Here is a 22,289-nt window from a genome sequence, read left to right as displayed (position 1 = left end):
AAGCCCGCGATGAGGCCCTCCCTTACACCGCAGATTTCGCGACAGATGGGCTAGGTCTCATCACACTCAACCCATAATAAATAACCCCACCCAGCGCCGAGCCGGTAAACCAGCCATAGCTGTAGAACCAGCTAAACGCATCGCTGCCCAGGGACAACAGGGTCAACACCACCGGCACGCCGAAAGCAATGAAGCCGCTCCAGTTCCACGCCGGGTACACGTCATCCCTGTACAAACCCGCGAGGTCCAGTTGCTGTTTCTTGATCAGGAAATAGTCCACCACCATGATCCCGGCGATCGGCCCCAGCAAGCTGGAATAACCGAGCAACCAGTTGGAATAGACGGTTTCGAGACTGACGTCCGAGATGATCAGGCCGAGTTTTTTCAGCAGCTCATGGGCCATCAATGCCAACCCGACAAACCCGGTGAGCAATACTGCCTTGGTGCGGTTGATCGCCTTGGGCGCGATGTTCTGGAAGTCATTGGTCGGCGACACGATGTTGGCCGCCGTGTTGGTCGACAGCGTGGCGATGATGATCAGCGCCATAGCCAGTGCGACCCAAACCGGGCTCTGGATATGACCGATCAGGGTCACCGGATCGGAAACCGTCACCCCCACCAGTTTCACCGAGGCCGCGGTCATCACCACGCCGAGGGATGCGAACAGGAACATGGTCAACGGCAGGCCGATGATCTGCCCGACGATCTGATCCTTCTGGCTTTTTGCGTAGCGACTGAAGTCCGGAATGTTCAGTGACAGTGTGGCCCAAAAGCCGACCATCGCCGTCAGCCCGGCGGCGAAGTAGCTGGCCACGCCGGCGCCTTCGGGACGCTTGGCCGGAATTGCCAGCAATTCGCTCATCGACACGTTGGGCATGGCCCAGACCAGCAGGCCTACGCCCACCAGCACCAACAACGGCGCCGACAGGGTTTCCAGCCATTTGATCGACTCGGCGCCGCGAATCACCACCCACAGGTTCAGCGCCCAGAACACCATGAAGCCGATGACTTCGCCGGTGCCGCCCAGGGATTTCCAGCCCTCGAACACCGAGCCGAGGAACAGGTGAATCGCCAGCCCGCCGAACATGGTCTGGATGCCGAACCAGCCACACGCCACCAGAGCGCGGATCAGGCACGGAATGTTGGAACCGAGCACGCCGAAGGACGAGCGCAGCAACACCGGAAAGGGAATCCCGTACTTGGTGCCGGGAAAGGCGTTCAGGGTCAGGGGAATCAGCACGATGATGTTGGCGAACAGAATCGCCAGCAGCGCTTCACCGACGGTCAGGCCGAAGTACGCGGTCAGCACGCCGCCGAGGGTGTAGGTCGGCACGCAGATCGCCATACCCACCCACAGCGCGGTGATGTGCCATTTGTTCCAGGTGCGTTCGCGCACCTTGGTCGGTGCAATGTCGTGGTTGTAACGGGGACTGTCGAGGACATCGCTGCCGGCTTCGAGCTCGAACAAGCCGTCGCGCTCGGTCACTTGCGATCTGATCTGTTGCATGGCCGCTCCACTGTTCTTTTGATTATTGTTGCTCATCAGGGGCTGGCGGCATCAATAAACGTGCCGTGTGCCCCGATCAAGCATCGGGCAGTTCCATAAACACATTGCAACCAACTGATGTTTATCAGTTTTATTCGCTGACTCGACTATTTGTCAGGCCACTCAGGCCGAATGCCAGGCAAGTTGTCCGGACAGTCAGGACTCAAACTGGTGCGTTGATCTTTTTTTCAATGGCTGCACATCAACCATAGACCATACTCAAACAGCTGATTTCACATAGGAAATCTTGACTATTTTTCGATCCTGTCAAGTGCGTCAAAATGGTGAGCGGCCTCACCATTTTGGTGACTCTTGAATTTAATCGTTAAATATCAATTAGTTAACAACATAATAAGCTTATAAAAAATATTCTTGCCGATTCGGATAACTGCAGCTAGCGTTTAATCCTGACAGCACTGACAGGAATCGATCTGTCTTGACTGTTTTTGTATAGAACATCTAGAACCGGCATAAACCGGTCATTGCCTGCGAGGAACTCGGAATGTCTCTGTTGATCCGTGGCGCCACCGTTATTACCCATGATGAAAGTTATCGCGCCGATGTGTATTGCGCAGACGGCGTAATCAAGGCCATCGGCGAAAATCTCGATGTTCCGGCCGGCGCCGAAGTGCTCGATGGCAGCGGCCAATACCTGATGCCCGGCGGCATCGACCCGCACACCCACATGCAACTGCCCTTCATGGGCACCGTGGCCAGCGAAGACTTCTACAGCGGCACGGCGGCAGGACTGGCCGGCGGCACCACCTCGATCATCGACTTCGTGATTCCCAACCCTCAGCAATCCTTGCTCGAAGCCTTCCATCAGTGGCGCGGCTGGGCCGAGAAGTCGGCGTCGGACTACGGTTTTCACGTCGCCATCACCTGGTGGAGCGAGCAGGTCCGCGAGGAAATGGCCGAGTTGGTCAGCCAGCACGGCGTCAACAGCTTCAAGCATTTCATGGCCTACAAGAACGCAATCATGGCCGCCGATGACACCCTGGTGGCGAGTTTCGAACGCTGCCTGGAACTGGGCGCGGTGCCCACCGTTCACGCGGAAAACGGTGAACTGGTGTATCACCTGCAACGCAAGCTGATGGCCCAGGGCATCACCGGGCCGGAAGCGCATCCCCTGTCGCGCCCTTCCCAGGTTGAAGGCGAGGCCGCAAGCCGGGCTATCCGCATCGCCGAAACCCTGGGTACGCCGCTGTACCTGGTTCACGTCTCTACCAAGGAAGCGCTGGACGAAATCACCTACGCACGGGGCAAGGGCCAGCCGGTCTACGGCGAAGTGCTGGCCGGGCACCTGCTGCTGGACGACAGCGTCTATCGCGATCCGGACTGGCAAACCGCCGCCGGTTACGTGATGAGCCCGCCGTTCCGTCCTCGCGGCCATCAAGAGGCGCTCTGGCATGGCCTGCAATCGGGCAACCTGCACACCACCGCCACTGACCACTGCTGCTTCTGCGCCGAGCAGAAAGCCGCTGGCCGCGACGACTTCAGCAAGATCCCCAACGGCACCGCCGGCATCGAAGACCGCATGGCGGTGTTGTGGGATGAAGGGGTGAACAGCGGACGCTTTTCGATGCAGCAATTCGTCGCGCTGACGTCCACCAACACGGCGAAGATCTTCAACCTCTACCCACGTAAAGGCGCGATTCGCGTGGGCGCCGATGCCGACCTGGTGCTGTGGGACCCGCAAGGCACGCGGACCATTTCCGCCAAGACCCACCATCAGCAGGTGGACTTCAACATCTTCGAAGGCAAGACCGTGCGCGGCGTGCCCAGCCACACCATCAGCCAGGGCCGCGTAGTCTGGGCCGACGGCGACCTGCGGGCCGAACGCGGGGCCGGGCGCTACATCGAACGGCCGGCGTACCCGGCGGTGTTTGATTTGCTGAGCAAGCGGGCTGAGTTGCACAAGCCGACGGCAGTGAAACGCTGACCTGATTCTCTGTGGCGAGGGAGCTTGCTCCCGCTGGACTGCGCAGCAGGCCCAGAACCAAACCACCCGGTGTATCAGAACAAACCGGTTGAGCGGATTTGGGGCGGCTTCGCCACCCAACGGGAGCAAGCTCCCTCGCCACAGGGTGAAGCAAAAACATGCCCATAAGAGGCAGCACCTCAAATAACCGTGAGGCCAAAACCGTGATCAAGACCCTGGACCACCTCCCGCATCCCCAAGAGAATGCGGCCGCCCTCGCCGGCCACTTCACCGACCTGGCGCCGCCGCTCAACGAGCGCCAGGCGCAACTGGAAGCCTCGCGCTGCCTGTATTGCTACGATGCGCCCTGCGTCAATGCCTGTCCGAGCGAGATCGACATCCCCTCGTTCATCCGCAACATTGCGCAGGACAACGTGCAAGGCGCCGCGCAGAAAATCCTCTCGGCCAACATCCTCGGCGGCAGTTGCGCCCGGGTGTGTCCGACGGAAATTCTTTGCCAGCAAGCCTGTGTACGTAACAAACCCCACGAATGTGCGCCGGTCATGATCGGCCTGTTACAACGCTACGCCGTGGACAATGCCCACTTCAGCACACACCCCTTCCAGCGCGCTGCCGCCACCGGCAAACGCATCGCCGTGGTGGGTGCCGGTCCGGCCGGTTTGTCCTGCGCCCACCGCAGCGCCATGCACGGGCATGACGTGGTGATCTTCGAGGCGAGGGAAAAGGCTGGCGGCCTCAATGAATACGGGATCGCCAAATACAAACTGGTGGATGACTACGCGCAAAAGGAGCTTGAGTTCCTCTTGGAAATTGGCGGCATCGAAATCCGCCACGGGCAGAAACTCGGGGACAACCTGACCCTCAGCGAACTGCACCAACAGTTCGATGCGGTGTTCCTCGGCCTCGGGCTCAATGCCAGCAAACAGCTGGGTCTGGCCCACGAAGACGCGCCCGGCCTGCTCGCCGCCACCGACTACATCCGCGAACTGCGCCAGGCCGATGACCTGAGCCAGTTGCCCCTGGCCGACCACTGCATTGTCCTCGGCGCGGGCAACACCGCCATCGACATGGCGGTGCAAATGGCCCGCCTCGGCGCCCACGACGTGAATCTGGTGTACCGCCGTGGTGTCAAGGACATGGGTGCCACCCATCACGAACGGGAGATTGCCAAGGCCAATCAGGTGCGGCTGATGACCTGGGCACAACCGGAAGAAGTGCTGCTCGATGACCAGGGCCGCGTGCGCGGAATGCGTTTCGCCCGCACCTGTCTGGTGGAAGGTCGCCTGCAAACCACCGGTGAAACCTTCGAACTGGCTGCCGACGCGATCTTCAAGGCCATCGGCCAGGCCTTCGACGGCAGTGCCCTCAGCGATCCGCTGGCCCGTGAGCTCAAGCGCCAGGGCGAGCGGATCGAAGTCGATGAAAACCTGCGCACCAGCATCCCCGGCGTGTATGCCGGCGGCGACTGCACCAGCCTCGATCAAGACCTCACCGTGCAAGCCGTGCAGCATGGCAAGCGCGCCGCCGAGGCGATCAATGCTCAACTGATGCTCAACGTGGAGGCTGCGTAAATGGCCGATCTGTCGATTGTGTTCGCCGGCATCAAAGCACCCAATCCATTCTGGCTGGCCTCCGCGCCGCCGACCGACAAGGCCTACAACGTGGTCCGCGCCTTCGAGGCCGGCTGGGGCGGCGTGGTCTGGAAAACCCTGGGGGAGGACCCGGCGGCGGTGAACGTGTCGTCGCGCTACTCGGCGCACTTCGGGGCGAACCGGGAGGTACTGGGCTTTAACAACATCGAGCTGATTACTGACCGCTCGCTGGAGATCAACCTGCGGGAAATCACCCAGGTCAAAAAGGACTGGCCGGACCGTGCGCTGATCGTGTCCTTGATGGTGCCTTGCGTCGAAGAGTCCTGGAAAAACATCCTGCCGCTGGTGGAGGCCACCGGCGCCGATGGCATCGAGCTGAACTTCGGTTGCCCCCACGGCATGCCGGAACGGGGCATGGGTGCGGCGGTCGGCCAGGTGCCGGAGTACGTGGAACAGGTCACCCGCTGGTGCAAGACGTATTGCTCGTTGCCGGTGATCGTCAAGCTCACGCCGAACATCACCGACATCCGCGTCGCCGCCCGTGCCGCCCACCGTGGCGGGGCCGATGCGGTGTCGTTGATCAACACCATCAACTCGATCACCAGCGTCAACCTCGAACGCATGGTCGCCAACCCCATGGTCGGCAGCCAAAGCACCCACGGCGGTTACTGTGGCTCGGCGGTCAAGCCGATTGCCTTGAACATGGTCGCCGAAATCGCCCGCGACCCGCAGACCCAGGGCCTGCCGATCAGCGGGATCGGCGGCATTGGCAACTGGCGCGATGCTGCGGAATTCATCGCGCTCGGCAGTGGCTCGGTGCAGGTATGCACGGCGGCGATGCTGCATGGCTTCCGGATTGTCGAAGACATGAAGGACGGTTTGTCACGCTGGATGGACAGTCAGGGCTACGCCAGCATTTCGGCGTTTTCCGGCCGCGCGGTGGGCAACACCACGGACTGGAAGTACCTGGACATCAACTACCAGGTGATCGCGAAGATTGATCAGGAGGCGTGTATTGGTTGCGGTCGTTGCCATATCGCGTGTGAGGACACCTCGCACCAGGCGGTGGCCAGCCTCAAGCAAGCGGATGGCACTCACAAGTATCAAGTGATCGATGAGGAGTGCGTAGGCTGCAACCTGTGCCAGATCACCTGCCCGGTGCAGGACTGCATCGAGATGGTGCCGGTGGAAACTGGCAAGCCGTTCCTGGACTGGAATCATGATCCGAGGAATCCGTATCATGTCAGCCCTTGAGGTCAGCGGCGTTTGAGCTGACGCCATCGTCGGAGCACCGCCCGGAGCAGGCTCGCTCCCACATTGGATTGCATTTCAATGTGGGAGCGAGCCTGCTCGCGATGAGGCCCGCAGCAACAACAAAAATCTCAAGGCTCCAGCCCAATCCCCCGCAATATCACACTGGTCACCGTCTGCACCGCTCTCTCGAACTGCATGTCCGACAACGGCTGATGATCGTTGAGAATATTCACCTGATGATCGAAGTCGGCATAGTGCTGGGTCGAAGCCCAGATCATGTACAGCAAGCTCGATGGCTCCACCGGCAGGATGCGTTTGTCGTCCACCCACTGGCGGATTTTCGCTTCCTTCATCTTGGCCCAGTCGTACAGGCTCGCATCCAGCGCTTCGCCGAGGGTCGGCGCGCCATGGATGATTTCGTTGGCCCAGACTTTCGAGCCATATGGCCGGCTGCGGGAATGGTTCATCTTGGCGCGGATGTAGCTGCTGAGTACCACACGCGGGTCATCGAACATCTCGAAGCACAGCGCGTCCTGCTTCCAGACTTCCAGCAAGTCGAAGAGCACGGCGCTGTACAACTCGGTCTTGGTGCTGAAGTAGTAATGCAGGTTGGAGCGCGGCAGTTGCACTTCAGCGGCGATGTCGGCCATGGCGGTGCTGCCGAAGCCCTTTTCGGCGAAGACCTTTTCCGCCCCCAGCAGGATTTTTTCGACGTTACTGCGACGAATCTCGATCTTGTGATTGCCCATGCGGATCCCCGACAACAACGTTGAGCAAGACTAGCATCCGCTCTGGACTGCGGCGACAGGGGAAAACGAAACTTCGTACAGCCGCTGTCGTAAAGCTAAACTCTGCGCACTTGGAAACTGCCTGAGGTCCCCACGATGCTGCTCAAGAAAACCCTGACCGTCACTGCCCTGCTCGGCTCGCTGTTCGCCGCTTCTTCGGTGTTTGCCCACGCCCACCTGAAAAGCCAGACACCGGCCGCCGACAGCACCGTGGCCGCGCCGGCGCAATTGCGCCTGGAGTTCTCCGAGGGTATCGAGGCCAGTTTCACCAAAGTCACGCTGACCCGGGATGGCGCACCGGTGTCGGTCAAAGCGCTGACCACCGAAGGCAGCGACACAAAGACCCTGATCGTCACCCCGGCCGCGCCGTTGACCGCCGGCACCTACAAAGTCGAATGGCACGCCGTGTCCGTCGACACCCACAAAAGCGAAGGTGCCTACGCCTTCAAGGTTGGCCAGTAATTCATGGCGAGCGCGTTGGTGCTTTGCCGCTTCCTGCATTTCATCGTGGTGCTGATGCTGTTCGGGGGCTGGTTGTTCAGGCCCTTGCTGGCAAATGGCGAAACCGCACTGGATCAGCGCCTGGCACGGACCTGCCGTTGGCTGGCCGTGGTGGCGCTGGCCAGCGGGGTCTGCTGGTTGTTGCTGATTACCGCGAGCATGGCCGGCGCCTGGGACGCGGCCTTCGATCCGCCGACCCTGGGCCTGGTGCTGGGCAATACCTTTTTCGGTCAGGTCTGGCGCTGGCATCTGCTGGTCAACCTGCTGTTGCTGGTGGTGTTGCTGACACCACTGCGCGCCAGCCTTGCGCTGCGCCTGATCCTCAGCGGCCTGCTGCTGGCCACCCTGGCCCCGGTCGGCCACGGCGCCATGCTCGATGGCACCGCAGGCCAGTTGCTGATCCTCAATCAACTCATCCACTTGATCTGCGTGGGTGCCTGGCTCGGCGGATTGATGCTGCTGGTGATGATTCTGCGTCAACCCGATGGGCATTCGATCCGCAGGATGTTGCAGCGCTTCAGTGGCATCGGTTACGGCCTGGTCGCGGGGTTGCTGATCACCGGGCTGATCAATGTGCGGGTGCTCACCGGGGCGTTCTGGCCGACGCCATTGTTCACCGGGTTCGCCTTGATCCTCTTGATCAAGGCGTTGTTGGTGGCCTCGATGCTGGGCCTGGCGCTGTTCAATCGGTTGCGGATCAATGATTGCGAGCAGCGTCTGCAGACATTGCGCGCCAGCGTGATGCTGGAGTGGATGCTGGGGCTTGGCGCAGTGGCGGCAGTCTCGCTACTGGGCACCCTGCCCCCGATGATTTCCAGCTGACAATCCGCTCCCACAGGTTCCTCGGATATCCCGAAATCTGCGCCAGGTCATCGTATAACTTCCGATTGACAACCCACAAAAATCCCGCAAATATCGCCTCCCAATGTTGTACGACGACGTATAACAATAATAAAAACAAGAAACAAGGGAGCGTCACAGTGAGCAAGCTCGTCCGCAATTCCTCCGCCCGTTCTTCGCGTCCAGACTTAAACCGTCGTCACACCCTGAGCCTGATCGGCTGCAGCGGCCTGGCCCTCGTCCTGCCCATCACCTGCCAGGCCGAAGGTTTCACCGACGACGCCAAGGCCACGCTGAACCTGCGCAACGCCTACATCAACCGCAACTACACCAACCCGGCCTACCCCCAGGGCAAGGCGGAAGAGTGGACGCAAAACTTCATTCTCGATGCCCGGTCCGGGTTCACCCAGGGCATCGTGGGCTTCGGTGTCGATGTGCTGGGCCTGTACTCGCAGAAGCTCGATGGCGGCAAAGGCACCGGTGGCACGCAGTTGTTGCCGATCCACGATGACGGCCGCCCCGCCGACAATTTCGGCCGGCTCGGCGTGGCGCTCAAAGGCAAGGTCTCGAAAACCGAATTGAAGGTCGGCGAATGGGTGCCGGTGCTGCCGATCCTGCGTTCCGACGATGGCCGCTCGCTGCCGCAGACCTTCCAGGGCGCTCAGGTGACCTCCAGCGAAATCAGCGGCCTGACGCTCTATGGCGGTCAATTCCAGAAAAACAGCCCACGTAACGACGCGAGCATGGAAGACATGTTCATGAACGGCAAAGCGGCGCTCACTTCGGACCGTTTCAACTTCGGCGGCGGTGAATATGCGTTCAATGAAAAGCACACGCAGGTCGGCGTCTGGTACTCGGAACTCAGTGACATCTACCAGCAGCAATACATCAACCTGATCCACAGCCAGCCCGCCGGCGACTGGACCCTGGGCGCCAACCTCGGCTACTTCATCGGCAAGGAAGACGGCAGCGCCAAGGCCGGTGATCTCGACAACAAGACCGCGTTCGCCCTGCTCTCGGCCAAGTATGGCGGCAACACCTTCTACGTTGGCCTGCAAAAACTCACCGGTGACGACGTCTGGATGCGGGTCAACGGCACCAGCGGCGGCACCCTGGCCAACGACAGCTACAACTCCAGCTATGACAACGCCCGGGAAAAGTCCTGGCAAGTACGTCACGACTACAACTTCGTCGCCCTCGGCATTCCCGGCCTGACCCTGATGAACCGCTACATCAGCGGTGACAATGTGCACACCGGGAAAATTACCGACGGCGAGGAATGGGGTCGCGAATCGGAGCTGGCCTACACCGTACAGAGTGGTGCGCTGAAAAACCTCAACGTGAAATGGCGTAATGCAACTATTCGCAAGAGCTTCAGCACCAACGAATTCGATGAGAACCGGGTGTTCATTAGCTATCCGATTTCGTTGTTGTAAGGCTGAAGTCTTGGCCGACGACTTAAACCTTGTGGCGAGGGGGCTCGTCGGATCGCCGCACCGCCCCGTTGGGTTGCGAAGCAGCCCCAAAAAATGAGCCCCGGTTTTGGCAGGATCATCGAGTTCACCGGGTTTACGACTGCTTCGCAGTCGAACGGGGGCAAGCCCCCTCACCACAGGTACAGCGTTCGCAACTGAGAGACGACCCTCCGTCAATTTCCACCAATGTCGCGTTGACAAGAGCCGGAAACCCTAACGATACTCCCGCACAGTCATACGACAACCTACAACAAATCAATAACAACAACCGCGTGTCCAGGATTCCCATGACGACCACTGCAACCGCCCGCCCCCCTTTCAATCGCCTGCTGCTGACCGGCGCCGCCGGTGGCCTCGGGAAAGTCCTGCGCGAAAGCCTGCGCCCCTACGCCAATGTGATTCGCCTGTCGGACATCGCCGACATCGCGCCGGCCATCGATGATCGCGAAGAAGTGATGCCGTGCGACCTCGCCGACAAACAGGCGGTGCATCAACTGGTCGAAGGCGTGGACGCGATCCTGCACTTCGGCGGCGTATCGACCGAGCGCTCGTTCGAAGAGATCCTCGGCGCCAACATCTGCGGCGTGTTCCACATCTACGAAGCCGCGCGCCGCCACGGTGTGAAGCGGGTGATCTTCGCCAGTTCCAACCATGTGATCGGCTTCTACAGGCAGGACGAAGTGATCGACGCCCACTCTCCTCGCCGCCCGGACAGTTACTACGGCTTGTCCAAGTCCTACGGCGAAGACATGGCCACCTTCTACTTCGACCGCTATGGCATCGAGACCGTCAGCGTGCGCATCGGCTCGTCGTTCCCGGAGCCGCACAACCGCCGGATGATGAGTACCTGGCTGAGCTTCGGCGACCTGACCCAACTGCTCGAGCGCGCCTTGTATACCCCGAATGTCGGCCACACCGTGGTCTATGGCATGTCCGACAACAAGGACATCTGGTGGGACAACCGTTATGCCACGGCCCTGGGTTTTTCCCCCCAGGACAGCTCCGAAGTGTTCCGCGAAAAAGTCGAAGCCCAGCCGATGCCCGCCGCCGATGATCCGGCGCGGCTCTATCAGGGCGGCGCCTTCTGCGCAGCCGGGCCGTTCGGTGACTGAGCCTTCGCGCGTTGCTTGATCCCCACAACAAAAACCAAGGGAATGAGTTGCCATGCAAGCTGAATTGATTGTCGACGCCCGCAACGCGGTCGGTGAAAGCCCGGTCTGGGTGCCTGAGGAAAACGCCCTGTACTGGGTCGATATTCCCGCTGGCGGTTTACAGCGCTGGAGTGCCGACACCGGTCAGGTGAATGCCTGGAAAACCCTGGAGATGCTCGCTTGCATCGCACGTCATCGTGATGGCGGCTGGGTCGCCGGTATGGAGAGCGGGTTCTTCCGCCTGCATCCGCGCACCGACGGCAGCCTCGACAGTGAACGGCTGGCCCAGGTCGAGCATGCCCGCGCCGACATGCGATTGAACGATGGTCGCTGCGACCGTCAGGGGCGTTTCTGGGCCGGCAGCATGGTGTTGAACATGAGCGCCAACGCCGCCGATGGTACGTTGTATCGCTACAGCGTCGGACAACGCGGACCGCTCGATTCCAGACTGAGCGGGTTCATCGTGCCCAATGGCCTGGGCTTCAGCCCGGACGGACGCACGATGTACCTGTCCGACTCTCATCCGCAGGTCCAGCAGATCTGGGCCTTCGACTACGACATCGAAACCGGCACACCGTCGAATCGCCACGTGTTCGTGGACATGAACCAGTACGACGGTCGCCCTGACGGCGCGGCGATCGACGCCGATGGCTGCTACTGGACCTGCGCCAACGACGCCGGGTTGATCCACCGTTTCACACCCGACGGCCGACTCGACCGTTCCCTCGTCGTACCGGTGAAAAAACCCACCATGTGCGCCTTCGGTGGCCCTCGACTGGACACGCTGTTCGTGACCTCGATCCGCCCCGGCGACGACCATGACCCGCAATCACTGGCCGGTGGCGTGTTCGCCCTCGACCCCGGCGTCAAAGGTTTACCCGAACCCCGTTTCAACGACTGAGCAACCTCAAAAGAAAAGCGCCCCTGCTGCATCGCTGTGCCTTGAATAAAAAAAAACAATAAAACTGGAGACACCCCCCATGGACTTCAAACGCACCTTGCTCGCCGCTGCACTTCCATTCGCCTTCTCCCTCAGCAGTGCCACCCAGGCACTGGAAATCAAATTCGCCGACATCCACCCCGCCGGTTATCCGACCGTGGTGGCTGAAGAGCAACTGGGCAAAACCCTGGTGGCCGACAGCAATGGCGCGCTGACCTTCAAGATGTTCGCCGGTGGCGTGCTCGGCTCGGAAAAAGAAGTGGTCGAACAGGCCCAGGTCGGTGCCGTGCAGATGGCCCGGGTCAGCCTCGGCATCGTCGGGCCGGTGGTGCCGGACGTGAACGTGTTCAACATGCCCTTCGTGTTCCGTGACCAGGCGCATATGCGCAAGGTCATCGACGGTGCGGTCGGCGACGAAATCCTCGACAAGATCACCAATTCCGAATTCAACCTGGTCGCCCTGGCCTGGATGGACGGCGGCACGCGCAACCTCTACACCAAGAAACCGGTACGCAGCCTGGAAGACCTCAAGGGCATGAAGATCCGCGTGCAAGGCAACCCGATGTTCATCGAGACCATCAACGCCATGGGCGGCAACGGCATCGCGATGGACACCGGCGAAATCTTCAGCGCCTTGCAGACCGGCGTGATCGACGGCGCGGAAAACAACCCGCCGACCATGCTTGAACACAACCACTTCCAGAACGCCAAGTACTACAGCCTGACCGGTCACCTGATCCTGCCCGAGCCGATCGTGATGTCGAAAATCACCTGGGAAAAGCTCACCCCGGAACAGCAAGCCCTGGTGAAGAAAACCGCCAAGGCGGCCCAGGCCCAGGAACGCACCCTGTGGGATGCGAAATCGGCCAGCAGTGAAGAAAAACTCAAGGCCGCCGGCGTCGAGTTCATCACTGTCGACAAGAAACCTTTCTACGAAGCAACCGCCTCGATCCGCGAGAAATACGGCGCGCCCTACGCCGACCTGATCAAGCGCATCGAAGCCGTTCAGTAACCCTCCCTGCATTCAAGAAAGGCCCGGCGCCGCTGACGTTGGTGTACGTCAGTGCGCGCCCGGTTACGGTGGAACCCGATGAAGAATCTGCTGCTAGGCATCAATGACAAGCTCTACATGACCTGTATCTGGGTCGCCGGGCTCTCCGTCCTGGCCATAGCGTTAATCATTCCCTGGGGCGTGTTCGCCCGTTACGTACTCGGCACCGGCTCCAGCTGGCCGGAGCCCACGGCGATTCTGCTGATGATGGTGTTCACCTTCATCGGCGCCGCCGCCAGCTACCGCTCCGGCTCGCACATGGCGGTGGCCATGCTCACCGACCGCATGCCCCCGCACCTGCGCAAGGCCGCGTCGGTTCTGGCGCAACTGTTGATGGCGACCATCTGCCTGTTCATGGCCATCTGGGGCAGCAAGCTGTGCCTGTCGACCTGGAACCAGTTCATGAGCGCCCTGCCGACCCTGCGCGTGGGCATCACGTACATGCCGATTCCGGTGGGCGGCGTGCTGACGCTGGTGTTTGTCCTGGAAAAACTCTTGCTCGGTGACCAGAGCAACCGTCGGGTCGTGCGCTTCGACCTCGTTGAAGAAAACGAAGGTGCCGCTTAATGGACGCTCTGATACTGCTCGGCAGTTTTATCGCTTTGATCCTGATCGGCATGCCGGTCGCCTACGCCCTGGGGTTTACCGCACTGATCGGCGCGTGGTGGATCGATATCCCGTTCCAGGCGCTGATGATTCAGGTGGCCGGGGGCGTGAACAAGTTCTCCCTGTTGGCCATCCCGTTCTTCGTACTGGCCGGCGCGATCATGGCCGAGGGCGGCATGTCCCGGCGCCTGGTGGCGTTCGCCGGGGTGCTGGTGGGCTTCGTGCGTGGTGGCTTGTCGCTGGTCAACATCATGGCCTCGACCTTCTTTGGCGCGATCTCTGGCTCCTCGGTGGCGGACACCGCCTCGGTCGGTTCGGTGCTGATTCCGGAAATGGAGCGTCGCGGCTATCCTCGGGAATTCGCCACGGCGGTGACCGTCAGCGGTTCGGTGCAAGCGCTGCTGACACCACCCAGCCACAACTCGGTGCTCTACTCGCTGGCCGCCGGCGGCACGGTGTCGATTGCCTCGCTGTTCATGGCCGGCGTGGTGCCGGGCCTGTTGATGAGCGCGTGTCTGATGGTGCTGTGCCTGATCTTCGCCAAGAAGCGTGACTACCCGAAAGGCGAAGTCATTCCGATGCGCGAGGCGCTAAAGATCTGCGGCGAAGCGCTGTGGGGCCTGATGGCGATGGTGATCATCCTCGGCGGCATTCTGTCGGGCATTTTCACCGCGACCGAATCGGCGGCGATTGCCGTGCTGTGGTCGTTCTTCGTGACCATGTTCATCTACCGCGACTACAAGTGGAGCGAACTGCCCAAACTGATGCACCGCACGGTGCGGACGATCTCGATCGTGATGATCCTGATCGGCTTCGCCGCCAGCTTCGGCTACATCATGACCCTGATGCAGATCCCGGCGAAGATCACCACGCTGTTCCTGACCCTGTCGGACAACCGCTACGTGATCCTGATGTGCATCAACGTCATGCTGCTTTTGCTCGGCACCGTGATGGACATGGCGCCGCTGATCCTGATCCTCACGCCGATCCTGATGCCGGTGATCCTCGGCATAGGCGTGGACCCGGTGCAGTTCGGCATGATCATGCTGGTGAACCTGGGTATCGGTTTGATCACACCGCCGGTGGGCGCGGTACTCTTTGTGGGGTCAGCCGTGGGTAAAGTCAGCATTGAATCCACCGTGAAAGCCCTGCTGCCGTTCTATGGCGTGTTGTTCCTGGTGCTGTTGGCCGTGACCTACATTCCGGCACTGTCGCTGTGGTTGCCGCATTTGGTGTTGTAAAAATCGCTGGTGAGCAAGCCCAAGGGGCTTTTGTGGCGAGGGGGCGTGCCCCCGTTGGGTCGCGCAGCGGCCCTAAAACCTGCATTCGCGGTGTGTCAGTTACACCGAGTGCAAAGTTTTACGACTGCTTCGCAGCCGAACGGGGGCAAGCCCCCTCGCCACAGGGAACGGTACAAGCCTCAAAAATCACATGGCAGGTCAATATGTCGCTAACACTGATCGAACTCGAAGACGAACTCACCCGCCTCACCCTCGCCCCGGAACTCGGTGCCAGCATCGTCAACTGGACCGTGCGCAGCACTGCCCAACCCTTGTTGCGCCACGCCGATGCTCATGCCCTCAACACCGGCCTGCCCGGCAAACTCGGCTGCTTTCCCTTGATCCCTTGGTCCAACCGCATCGCCGATGGCGGTTTCGACTGCCCCGATGGCTGGCTGGCATTGACGCCCAACAGCCTCACCGATCCCCTGCCGATTCACGGCAGCGCCTGGCAGCAGCCGTGGGAAGTGGTTTCCCGGTCGCAAAATGAAGTGGTGCTGCAACTCGACAGCACAACCCCCTTCGCTTATCGCGCCCGGCAACGTTTCCATTTGAGCGCGGGCAAGCTGAGCATCGAACTGCTCGTCACGCACCTGGCTGAACACGCTGCATGGCATGGCTTGGGACTGCATCCTTATCTGCCGCGCACCGCGAACACCCGACTACAGGCACCCGCCCGGCACGTGTGGATGTGCGACGGGGCAAAACTGCCGGCCGGACTCAGCGCATTGCCGGTCGAGTGGGATTTCCAGCAACTGAAGTCATTGCCCGAATCGCTGGTGGACAACGGTTTCTGCGAATGGAACGGCCACTGCCTGATCGAGCAAGCGGATCTTGGGTACACGCTCGACTGCCAGGCCACCGGCAGCGATTACTACCTGCTCTACTGCCCCGTGGGCCTCGGGTTTTTCTGCATCGAACCGGTGAGCCACCCGGTCAACGCGCACCACCTGCCCGGTCGGCCGGGGTTGCGATTGCTGGAGCAGGGTCAAGCCACCGAACTGGGCTTCACCCTGCAGTATCGGCCGCTTCAGGCAGATGCCCCCAACAGTTGACTCAACACCGCTCGCAACTTACCGGGCTTCACCGGTTTGTTCAGCAAGGGTGCGTTGAGCCGCTGCAACGCACGCCGACAATGATCGGTGCGGTCGGCGGTAATGATCACCGCGGGAATGTCCTGGTGGAAATGCTCGCGCAAATGTCGCACCACATCACAGCCGACCACCCCGTGATCGAGGTGATAGTCGGCGAGAATCAGTTCCGGCGCCTGCCCGCGTAGCGCCGCCAGCGCAGCCGCTTCATCGGTGGCGACCAGAACCTCGCAGCCCCACTGCCCGAGCAACGCGCTCATGCTTTCGAGAATGCTCACTTCGTTGTCGATCACCAGTAAACGGCGGCCCGGCAGCGGGTTGCCGGTGCCCGGTTGTGGCACCACCTGGCTCACGGGTAACGGAACCTCGTCGGATATCGGCACCTCGATGCTGAACATCGAACCCCGCCCCGGCAACGAGTACACGCCGATCTTATAACCAAGGATCTTGGCGATGCGCTCGACAATCGCCAGCCCCAGACCCACGCCCTTGCGGTCGGCGGCGCGGCCGACGTCCAGTTGGTTGAACTCGAGGAAGATCGAATCGAGCCGGTCGGCGGCGATGCCACGCCCGGTGTCCCAGACCTCCAGGCGCAACATCTCGCCCCGACGCCTTGCCCCCAGCAGGATGCTGCCTTCATCGGTGTAGCGGCAGGCATTGCTGAGGAAGTTGCGCAGGATCCGCGTCATCAGGCGCAAGTCGGTGCTGATGGCGCAATCGGCCATGCGCACCCGCAGGTTCAAGCCGGCCGCCTGGGCGACGGACTGGAACTCCGACACCAGCGGCCCGAGCAGTTCGTCGAGGCGGTACGAGGCGATGTCCGGCTTGACCGCGGCCTGATCGAGCCGGGAAATGTCGAGCAGATCCGTCAGCAGGTCTTCGGCCCCTTCCAGGGCCTGGTGAGTGCGTTCCACCAGCAGCTGTTCGGCTTCCGGCAGTTTGCGTTCGCGCAAGGTCGAAATCAGCAGCCGCGCGGCGTTCAGCGGTTGCAGCAGGTCGTGGCTGGCGGCGGCGAGGTATTTGTCCTTGCTGTGATTGGCGGCCTCGGCAGCATCGCGGGCGTCGCGCAAGGCCCGGGCGATCTGTTTACGCTGGGTGATCTGCTGCTGAAGGTTACGGTTGGCCTCGAGCAACTCATCGGTGCGCGCGACGACGCGCTGCTCCAGTTCGTCATTGAGTTGCTGCAGGCGCCGCTGGGCCAGTTTGCGCTCGGTGATATCGGAGACGAACCCTTCCACCAGGCCTTCCTGGCCGGGCTTGAGCAGCAGGTTCATCAATACATCCAGGTGACTGCCGTCCTTGCGCCGCAAGCGGGTTTCATAGCCGTGCAGGCTGCGCTGGTGCCGGAGGATTTCGCCGATGGTTTCCAGCTCCTGCGCGCCGTCGACGAACAGGGTGCTGGCCAGGTCAGTCAGGGAGAACAGCACCTCCTGCGGGTCCTGATACCCGAGCATGCGTGCCAGCGCCGGGTTGGCGGCGCGCATGCCATCGTGCAGGCTGGCCTGGAAGATCCCGTGCACCGCGTTCTCGAACAACCACTTGTAGCGGTTACGCTCGGCTTCCAGATCATCCAGGCGCGCGGCCAGCTCCGGGTAATGACTCTTGCGCGCCGAATGGCTGCCCAGCCCCAGCAGCCCGGCCAGGGCCCGTTGTTGCTCGTCAGAGGGCTTCGCCATAGACGACCTCGACATCACGCTGGCTGGATTCGCGCGGGTTGGTCAGGATGCAAGGATCGTGCATCGCATGCTGCGACAGGAACGGAATGTCCGAGGTCCTGACGCCATGCAAACCGAGGGTTTCGTGAAAGCCGATGGCGTGCTTGAGGGCGATCAGGTGTTCGACCAGCCGCCCGCAGATCTGCCGGTGATTCAGGCCTCGGCAATCGATGCCGAAAGTCTCGGCGATCACCTTGAAGCGCTCCGGTGCCGAGTTGTAATTGAAGGCCACCACGTGTTCGACGAGTACCGCGTTGCACAGGCCGTGGGGCAGATCGAGAAAGCCGCCGAGGCTGTGGGACATGGCATGCACCGCACCGAGGATGGCGTTGGAAAACGCCAGCCCGGCCTGCATGCTGCCCAGCATGATTTTTTCGCGCAGGGCGATGTCGGTCGGGTTGGCGATCATTTGCACCAGGTTGCCATTGATCAGGCGCATCGCCTCCAGCGCATGGGGATCGGTCAGCGGCCCGTGGCCGGTGGACACGAAGGCTTCGATGGCATGCACCAACGCGTCGATGCCGGTACAGGCCGACAGGAACGGGTCCATGCTCAAGGTGGTTTCCGGGTCGATCAGCGAAACGTCCGGCACCACCGCCTTGCTGACGATGGAGAACTTCATGCGTTCCTGCTGGTTGGAAATGATCACGAATTGCGAGACGTCGGCCGAGGTGCCGGCGGTGGTCGGAATCAGGATCAGCGGCGGGCTGGGCACGCGGATGGTGTCCACGCCCTCGAAATCGAGAATGCTGCGGCCATGGGCGACGACGATGCCGATGCCTTTGCCGCAGTCCATCGGACTGCCGCCACCGACGGCGACGATCACGTCGCAGTGGTTTTCCCGGTACAGCTCGGCGCCGAGCATCACCTCTTCGACCCGCGGGTTTGGTGAGACATCGGAGTACAGGCAATACTGGATGCCCAGCGCTTGCAGGCTGGCCTCGACATCGGCGACCCAGCCGGCGGCGATCACACCGGGGTCACTGACCACCAGGACCTTGCGTGCGCCAAAGGTCTTGGCGTAATTGCCGACACTGTGCCGGCTACCGGCACCGAAGATGATTTCAGGTGAAACGAATTTACGCAGCTGGTTGAGACTCTGGCTCATTGGAAAGCCTGTTTTTATTGTTTTGGAAGGTAGAAACCACACTAAACCATCCAGCTGTGAATGCAATCAGACCAAGGTCATTGGCCCAGACATTGAATTCAGCACAGATCACTGTAGGAGCGAGCTTGCTCGCGAAGGTGCGTCGGCAAAGCAGGTGTCAACTGACACACCATCGCGAGCAAGCTCGCTCCTACAGGGGGATTTGTATCGCTAGGGCTAGCCGCGATAGATCAGCTGCGAAGCCTTCGCGTTACGCAGCGTCAGATGCTCCATCCCCAACCCCGGCGCCTCCGCTTCCTCGCGGGCCTTGAGGATCACGCCGTGGTGGGGCGACTTGCTGCACACCGGATCGGCATTGCTAGCATCGCCGGTCAGCATGAAAGCCTGACAGCGGCAGCCGCCCAGGTCCTTGTGTTTTTCATCGCAGGAGCGGCATGGCTCCTTCATCCAGTCATCGCCGCGAAAACGATTGAAGCCGAACGAGTCGTTCCAAATGTGCGAGAGGCTGTGCTCGCGCACGTTGGGAAACTGCACCGGCAATTGCCGGGCGCTGTGGCAAGGCAAGGCCGTGCCGTCGGGAGTGATGTCGAGAAACAGGTTGGCCCAGCCGTTCATGCAGGTCTTGGGACGCTCCTCGTAGTAGTCCGGGGTGACGAAGATCAGCTTGCACGGGTGGCCCTGGGCTTCAAGGCGTTCGCGGTATTCATTGGTGATGCGCTCGGCACGCTGCAATTGCTCGCGGGTGGGCAACAGGCCGACGCGGTTGAGTTCGGCCCAGCCATAGAACTGGCAGGTGGCCAATTCGACGAAATCCGCTTCCAGCTCCAGGCACAACTCGATGATCTGCGCGATCCGGTCGATATTGTGCCGATGGGTGACGAAGTTCAGCACCATCGGATAGCCCTGGGCTTTCACCGCCCGGGCCATGGCGAGTTTCTGCGCAAAGGCCTTGCGCGAACCGGCGAGCATGTTGTTCACCGCTTCGTCGGCGGCCTGGAAGCTGATCTGGATATGGTCCAGCCCGGCCACCTTGAAGTCGCGCACCTTCTGCTCGGTCAGGCCGATGCCGGAGGTGATCAGGTTGGTGTAGTAGCCCATGTCCCGGGCGGCCTTGATCAGTTCGGCGAGGTCCTGGCGCACCAATGGCTCGCCGCCGGAAAACCCCAGTTGTGCCGCGCCCATGTCCCGCGCTTCGCGGAATACGCGAATCCATTCTTCCGTGCTCAGTTCCTCGCCGTGCCGGGCAAAGTCCAATGGATTGGAGCAATAGGGGCATTGCAGCGGGCAGCGGTAGGTCAACTCGGCGAGCAGCCACAACGGCGGTCCGGGCAGCGTCTCACTCAATCCAGAATTGCGCATGGGCCACCTCCAGAAACGCCAGCACGTCTTCGTCGATCCCCGGTACCCCGGGGAAATTCGCGCTCAATCGCTCAATGATCGCCGCCACGCTGCGCTGGCCATCCACCAGGTCGAGAATCTGTCCGGCACTGGCGTTGAGCTTGATCATGCCTTCGGGGTACAGCAGCACATGGCAGTCCTGACGGGGCTCCCATTGCAGACGAAAACCGCGACGCAAGGCCGGTGACTGCTGGCGATTGATCAGGCTCACAGGGCGATCCCCCGGTGCCAGACGTTGTCACCGGTGACCGTGTGATACGGCGGGCGCGCAAGCTCGTAGGCCATGCTCATGGCATCGAGCATGCTCCACAGCACGTCGAGCTTGAACTGCAGGATCTCCAGCATGCGTTGTTGCCCCTCGGCGGTCACGTAGTGTGCCAGGGTGATGCGCAAGCCATGCTCGACATCGCGCCGAGCCTGGCTCAGGCGCGTGCGGAAGTAGTCGTAGCCAGCAGCGTCGATCCACGGGTAATGGGTCGGCCAGGCATCGAGTCGCGACTGATGGATCTGTGGGGCAAAGAGTTCGGTCAGCGAACTGCTGGCCGCTTCCTGCCAGCAGGCGCGACGGGCGAAATTGACGTAGGCGTCCACGGCAAATCGCACGCCGGGCAGCACCAGTTCCTGGGACAGGATCTGCTCGCGATCCAGCCCCACGGCTTCGCCCAGGCGCAGCCAGGCTTCGATGCCGCCCTCGCTGCCGGGGACGCCGTCGTGGTCGAGAATCCGTTGCAGCCACTCCCGGCGCACGTCGCGGTCCGGGCAGTTGGCGAGAATCGCGGCGTCTTTCAGGGGGATGTTGACCTGATAATAGAAGCGATTGGCGACCCAGCCCTGGATCTGTTCGCGGCTGGCGCGGCCGGCGTACATGGCTTGGTGGTAAGGGTGGTGGATGTGGTAGTAGGCACCCTTGGCGCGCAGGGCGGCTTCGAATTCGCTGGGGGACATGGGGGTGTCAGTCATTTTATTCTCCGGGAATTTTTGCGGTGCCCGCGCTGGCCCTATCGCGAGCAGGCTCGCTCCTACATTGAATCGGCGGTGTCCCCTGCTCGCGATAGGGCCATCGGCTACAGCTCAATACTCATGCCGTCATAAGCCACTTCGATCCCCCGCCGTTCCAGCAGCGCCCGCTCGGCCGAGTCTTCATCGAGGATCGGGTTGGTGTTGTTGATGTGGATCAGCACCTTGCGCTGGCGGTTGAAACCCTCCAGCACTTCAAGCATCCCGCCGGGGCCGCTTTGTGGGAGGTGCCCCATTTCGCTGCCCAGGCTCTGGCCGACTTCGCAGATACGCATCTCGTCGTCGCGCCACAGGGTGCCGTCCAGCAGCAGGCAATCGGCACGCTGCATCCAGCCCAGCACTTCTTCGTCGATTCGGCCAAGGCCCGGGGCATAGAACAGCGAGCCGCCGTTGCGCAGGTCTTCAATGAACAAGCCAATGGTGTCGCCCGGTTGCGGTTTGCCGCGATTGGGCGAATACGGCGGCGCGTTGCTCACCAGGGGAATCGCGCGAAATTGCAAATGCCCGCAGGCCGGGATGCTGAATGGCTGGCGATCTAGGCCGACCGGTTGCCAGTGCAATCCGCCGTTCCAGTGTCCGAGCATGTTGAACAAAGGGAAACCGCTGCTCAGGTCCTGATGCACGCGCTCGGTGCACCACACGTCATGCGGGCAACCTTCACGCAGGCTGAGCAAACCGGTGCAATGGTCGATCTGGCTGTCCAGCAGCACGATGCCGGCGATGGCGCTGTCACGCAGGCGCCGCGCCGGTTGCAGTGGCGCAAAACTCTCGAGTTGCGCGCGAATGTCCGGTGAAGCATTGCATAGCACCCACTCCACACCCTCGTCACTCAGGGCAATCGACGACTGCGTACGGCGCTGTGCCCGCACGCTGCCATTGCGCACACCGGCGCACTGGCGGCAATTGCAGTTCCACTGCGGGAAACCACCGCCAGCGGCGGAACCGAGAACGCGGATGTGCATGGCGGATGCTCCAGAAGGCAGGCCCGGCCAAC

At 61.4% G+C, this 22,289-nt stretch carries 20 protein-coding genes; 12 read left to right on the top strand and 8 right to left on the bottom strand.

The window, feature by feature from the left end:
* Positions 1–22 precede the first annotated feature (22 nt).
* On the bottom strand, positions 23–1,507 hold the full coding sequence (locus AC3ITY_RS12945; RefSeq protein ID WP_223458150.1) for an NCS1 family nucleobase:cation symporter-1: 1,485 nt from the start codon (positions 1,505–1,507) through the stop codon (positions 23–25).
* A 541-nt stretch (positions 1,508–2,048) separates the two neighbouring features.
* On the opposite strand from AC3ITY_RS12945, the gene hydA reads away from it, so the two are divergent.
* The 3 genes from hydA (at position 2,049) to preA (ending at position 6,334) form a co-directional block, all read left to right on the top strand.
* Positions 2,049–3,488, top strand: coding sequence for a dihydropyrimidinase (gene hydA / locus AC3ITY_RS12940; RefSeq protein ID WP_223441910.1), 1,440 nt, complete (start codon positions 2,049–2,051; stop codon positions 3,486–3,488).
* A gap of 203 nt (positions 3,489–3,691) precedes the next feature.
* The gene (locus tag AC3ITY_RS12935) at positions 3,692–5,059 is read left to right on the top strand and encodes an NAD(P)-dependent oxidoreductase (RefSeq protein WP_489310854.1); all 1,368 of its coding nucleotides are present in this window, start codon (positions 3,692–3,694) and stop codon (positions 5,057–5,059) included.
* Positions 5,060–6,334: an NAD-dependent dihydropyrimidine dehydrogenase subunit PreA gene (preA, locus tag AC3ITY_RS12930; protein WP_489309625.1), complete on the top strand. Its 1,275-nt coding sequence runs from the start codon at positions 5,060–5,062 to the stop codon at positions 6,332–6,334. It begins immediately after the preceding gene.
* A 128-nt stretch (positions 6,335–6,462) separates the two neighbouring features.
* On the opposite strand, the gene AC3ITY_RS12925 is transcribed toward preA, so the two are convergent.
* On the bottom strand, positions 6,463–7,083 hold the full coding sequence (locus AC3ITY_RS12925) for a TetR/AcrR family transcriptional regulator (RefSeq protein ID WP_150770373.1): 621 nt from the start codon (positions 7,081–7,083) through the stop codon (positions 6,463–6,465).
* A 135-nt stretch (positions 7,084–7,218) separates the two neighbouring features.
* Between AC3ITY_RS12925 and copC the strand changes: the two genes are divergently transcribed.
* The 9 genes from copC (at position 7,219) to AC3ITY_RS12880 (ending at position 16,021) form a co-directional block, all read left to right on the top strand.
* Entirely contained in the window at positions 7,219–7,584 is a 366-nt protein-coding gene (gene copC, locus AC3ITY_RS12920) for a copper homeostasis periplasmic binding protein CopC (protein WP_489309622.1), read from the top strand.
* Positions 7,585–7,587: 3 nt separating this feature from the next.
* Positions 7,588–8,445, top strand: coding sequence for a copper homeostasis membrane protein CopD (gene copD, locus AC3ITY_RS12915; RefSeq protein WP_489309620.1), 858 nt, complete (start codon positions 7,588–7,590; stop codon positions 8,443–8,445).
* Between the two features lie 158 nt (positions 8,446–8,603).
* On the top strand, positions 8,604–9,899 hold the full coding sequence (locus AC3ITY_RS12910; protein WP_489309618.1) for an OprD family porin: 1,296 nt from the start codon (positions 8,604–8,606) through the stop codon (positions 9,897–9,899).
* A 326-nt stretch (positions 9,900–10,225) separates the two neighbouring features.
* Positions 10,226–11,050 (top strand): NAD-dependent epimerase/dehydratase family protein, encoded by an 825-nt coding sequence (locus AC3ITY_RS12905; protein WP_489309616.1) that lies wholly within the window; start codon positions 10,226–10,228, stop codon positions 11,048–11,050.
* Positions 11,051–11,102: 52 nt separating this feature from the next.
* Positions 11,103–11,990, top strand: coding sequence for an SMP-30/gluconolactonase/LRE family protein (locus tag AC3ITY_RS12900; RefSeq protein WP_489309614.1), 888 nt, complete (start codon positions 11,103–11,105; stop codon positions 11,988–11,990).
* Positions 11,991–12,069: 79 nt separating this feature from the next.
* Positions 12,070–13,041, top strand: coding sequence for a TRAP transporter substrate-binding protein (locus AC3ITY_RS12895; RefSeq protein ID WP_489309612.1), 972 nt, complete (start codon positions 12,070–12,072; stop codon positions 13,039–13,041).
* Between the two features lie 78 nt (positions 13,042–13,119).
* Positions 13,120–13,647 (top strand): TRAP transporter small permease, encoded by a 528-nt coding sequence (locus tag AC3ITY_RS12890; RefSeq protein WP_489309610.1) that lies wholly within the window; start codon positions 13,120–13,122, stop codon positions 13,645–13,647.
* Positions 13,647–14,927 (top strand): TRAP transporter large permease, encoded by a 1,281-nt coding sequence (locus AC3ITY_RS12885; protein WP_489309608.1) that lies wholly within the window; start codon positions 13,647–13,649, stop codon positions 14,925–14,927. Before AC3ITY_RS12890 ends, AC3ITY_RS12885 begins: the two co-directional genes overlap by 1 nt.
* 203 nt (positions 14,928–15,130) lie before the next feature.
* Positions 15,131–16,021, top strand: coding sequence for an aldose 1-epimerase (locus tag AC3ITY_RS12880; protein WP_489309606.1), 891 nt, complete (start codon positions 15,131–15,133; stop codon positions 16,019–16,021).
* Here AC3ITY_RS12880 and AC3ITY_RS12875 read toward each other — a convergent pair.
* The 6 genes from AC3ITY_RS12875 to pqqB form a co-directional block, all read right to left on the bottom strand.
* A complete protein-coding gene (locus tag AC3ITY_RS12875) occupies positions 15,997–17,733 on the bottom strand; it encodes a PAS domain-containing hybrid sensor histidine kinase/response regulator (protein WP_223461811.1) in 1,737 nt (578 codons plus the stop codon). The two genes, AC3ITY_RS12880 and AC3ITY_RS12875, sit on opposite strands and share 25 nt — an antisense overlap.
* Positions 17,717–18,880 (bottom strand): alcohol dehydrogenase-like regulatory protein ErcA, encoded by a 1,164-nt coding sequence (gene ercA, locus AC3ITY_RS12870; protein ID WP_489309604.1) that lies wholly within the window; start codon positions 18,878–18,880, stop codon positions 17,717–17,719. Before ercA ends, AC3ITY_RS12875 begins: the two co-directional genes overlap by 17 nt.
* A gap of 216 nt (positions 18,881–19,096) precedes the next feature.
* Positions 19,097–20,239, bottom strand: coding sequence for a pyrroloquinoline quinone biosynthesis protein PqqE (gene pqqE / locus AC3ITY_RS12865; protein WP_489309602.1), 1,143 nt, complete (start codon positions 20,237–20,239; stop codon positions 19,097–19,099).
* Positions 20,217–20,489, bottom strand: a complete 273-nt coding sequence (gene pqqD / locus AC3ITY_RS12860; protein ID WP_056727783.1) for a pyrroloquinoline quinone biosynthesis peptide chaperone PqqD — start codon at positions 20,487–20,489, stop codon at positions 20,217–20,219. The genes pqqE and pqqD overlap by 23 nt, the downstream gene beginning before the upstream one ends.
* Positions 20,486–21,238, bottom strand: coding sequence for a pyrroloquinoline-quinone synthase PqqC (gene pqqC, locus AC3ITY_RS12855; RefSeq protein WP_489309599.1), 753 nt, complete (start codon positions 21,236–21,238; stop codon positions 20,486–20,488). Before pqqC ends, pqqD begins: the two co-directional genes overlap by 4 nt.
* A gap of 104 nt (positions 21,239–21,342) precedes the next feature.
* A complete protein-coding gene (pqqB, locus tag AC3ITY_RS12850) occupies positions 21,343–22,257 on the bottom strand; it encodes a pyrroloquinoline quinone biosynthesis protein PqqB (protein ID WP_489309597.1) in 915 nt (304 codons plus the stop codon).
* Positions 22,258–22,289 lie beyond the last annotated feature (32 nt).

Source organism: Pseudomonas sp. GL_091, assembly GCF_057837725.1.
The sequence above is the reverse complement of the archived record's forward strand: the minus strand, read 5'-3'. Positions and strand labels throughout refer to the sequence as shown.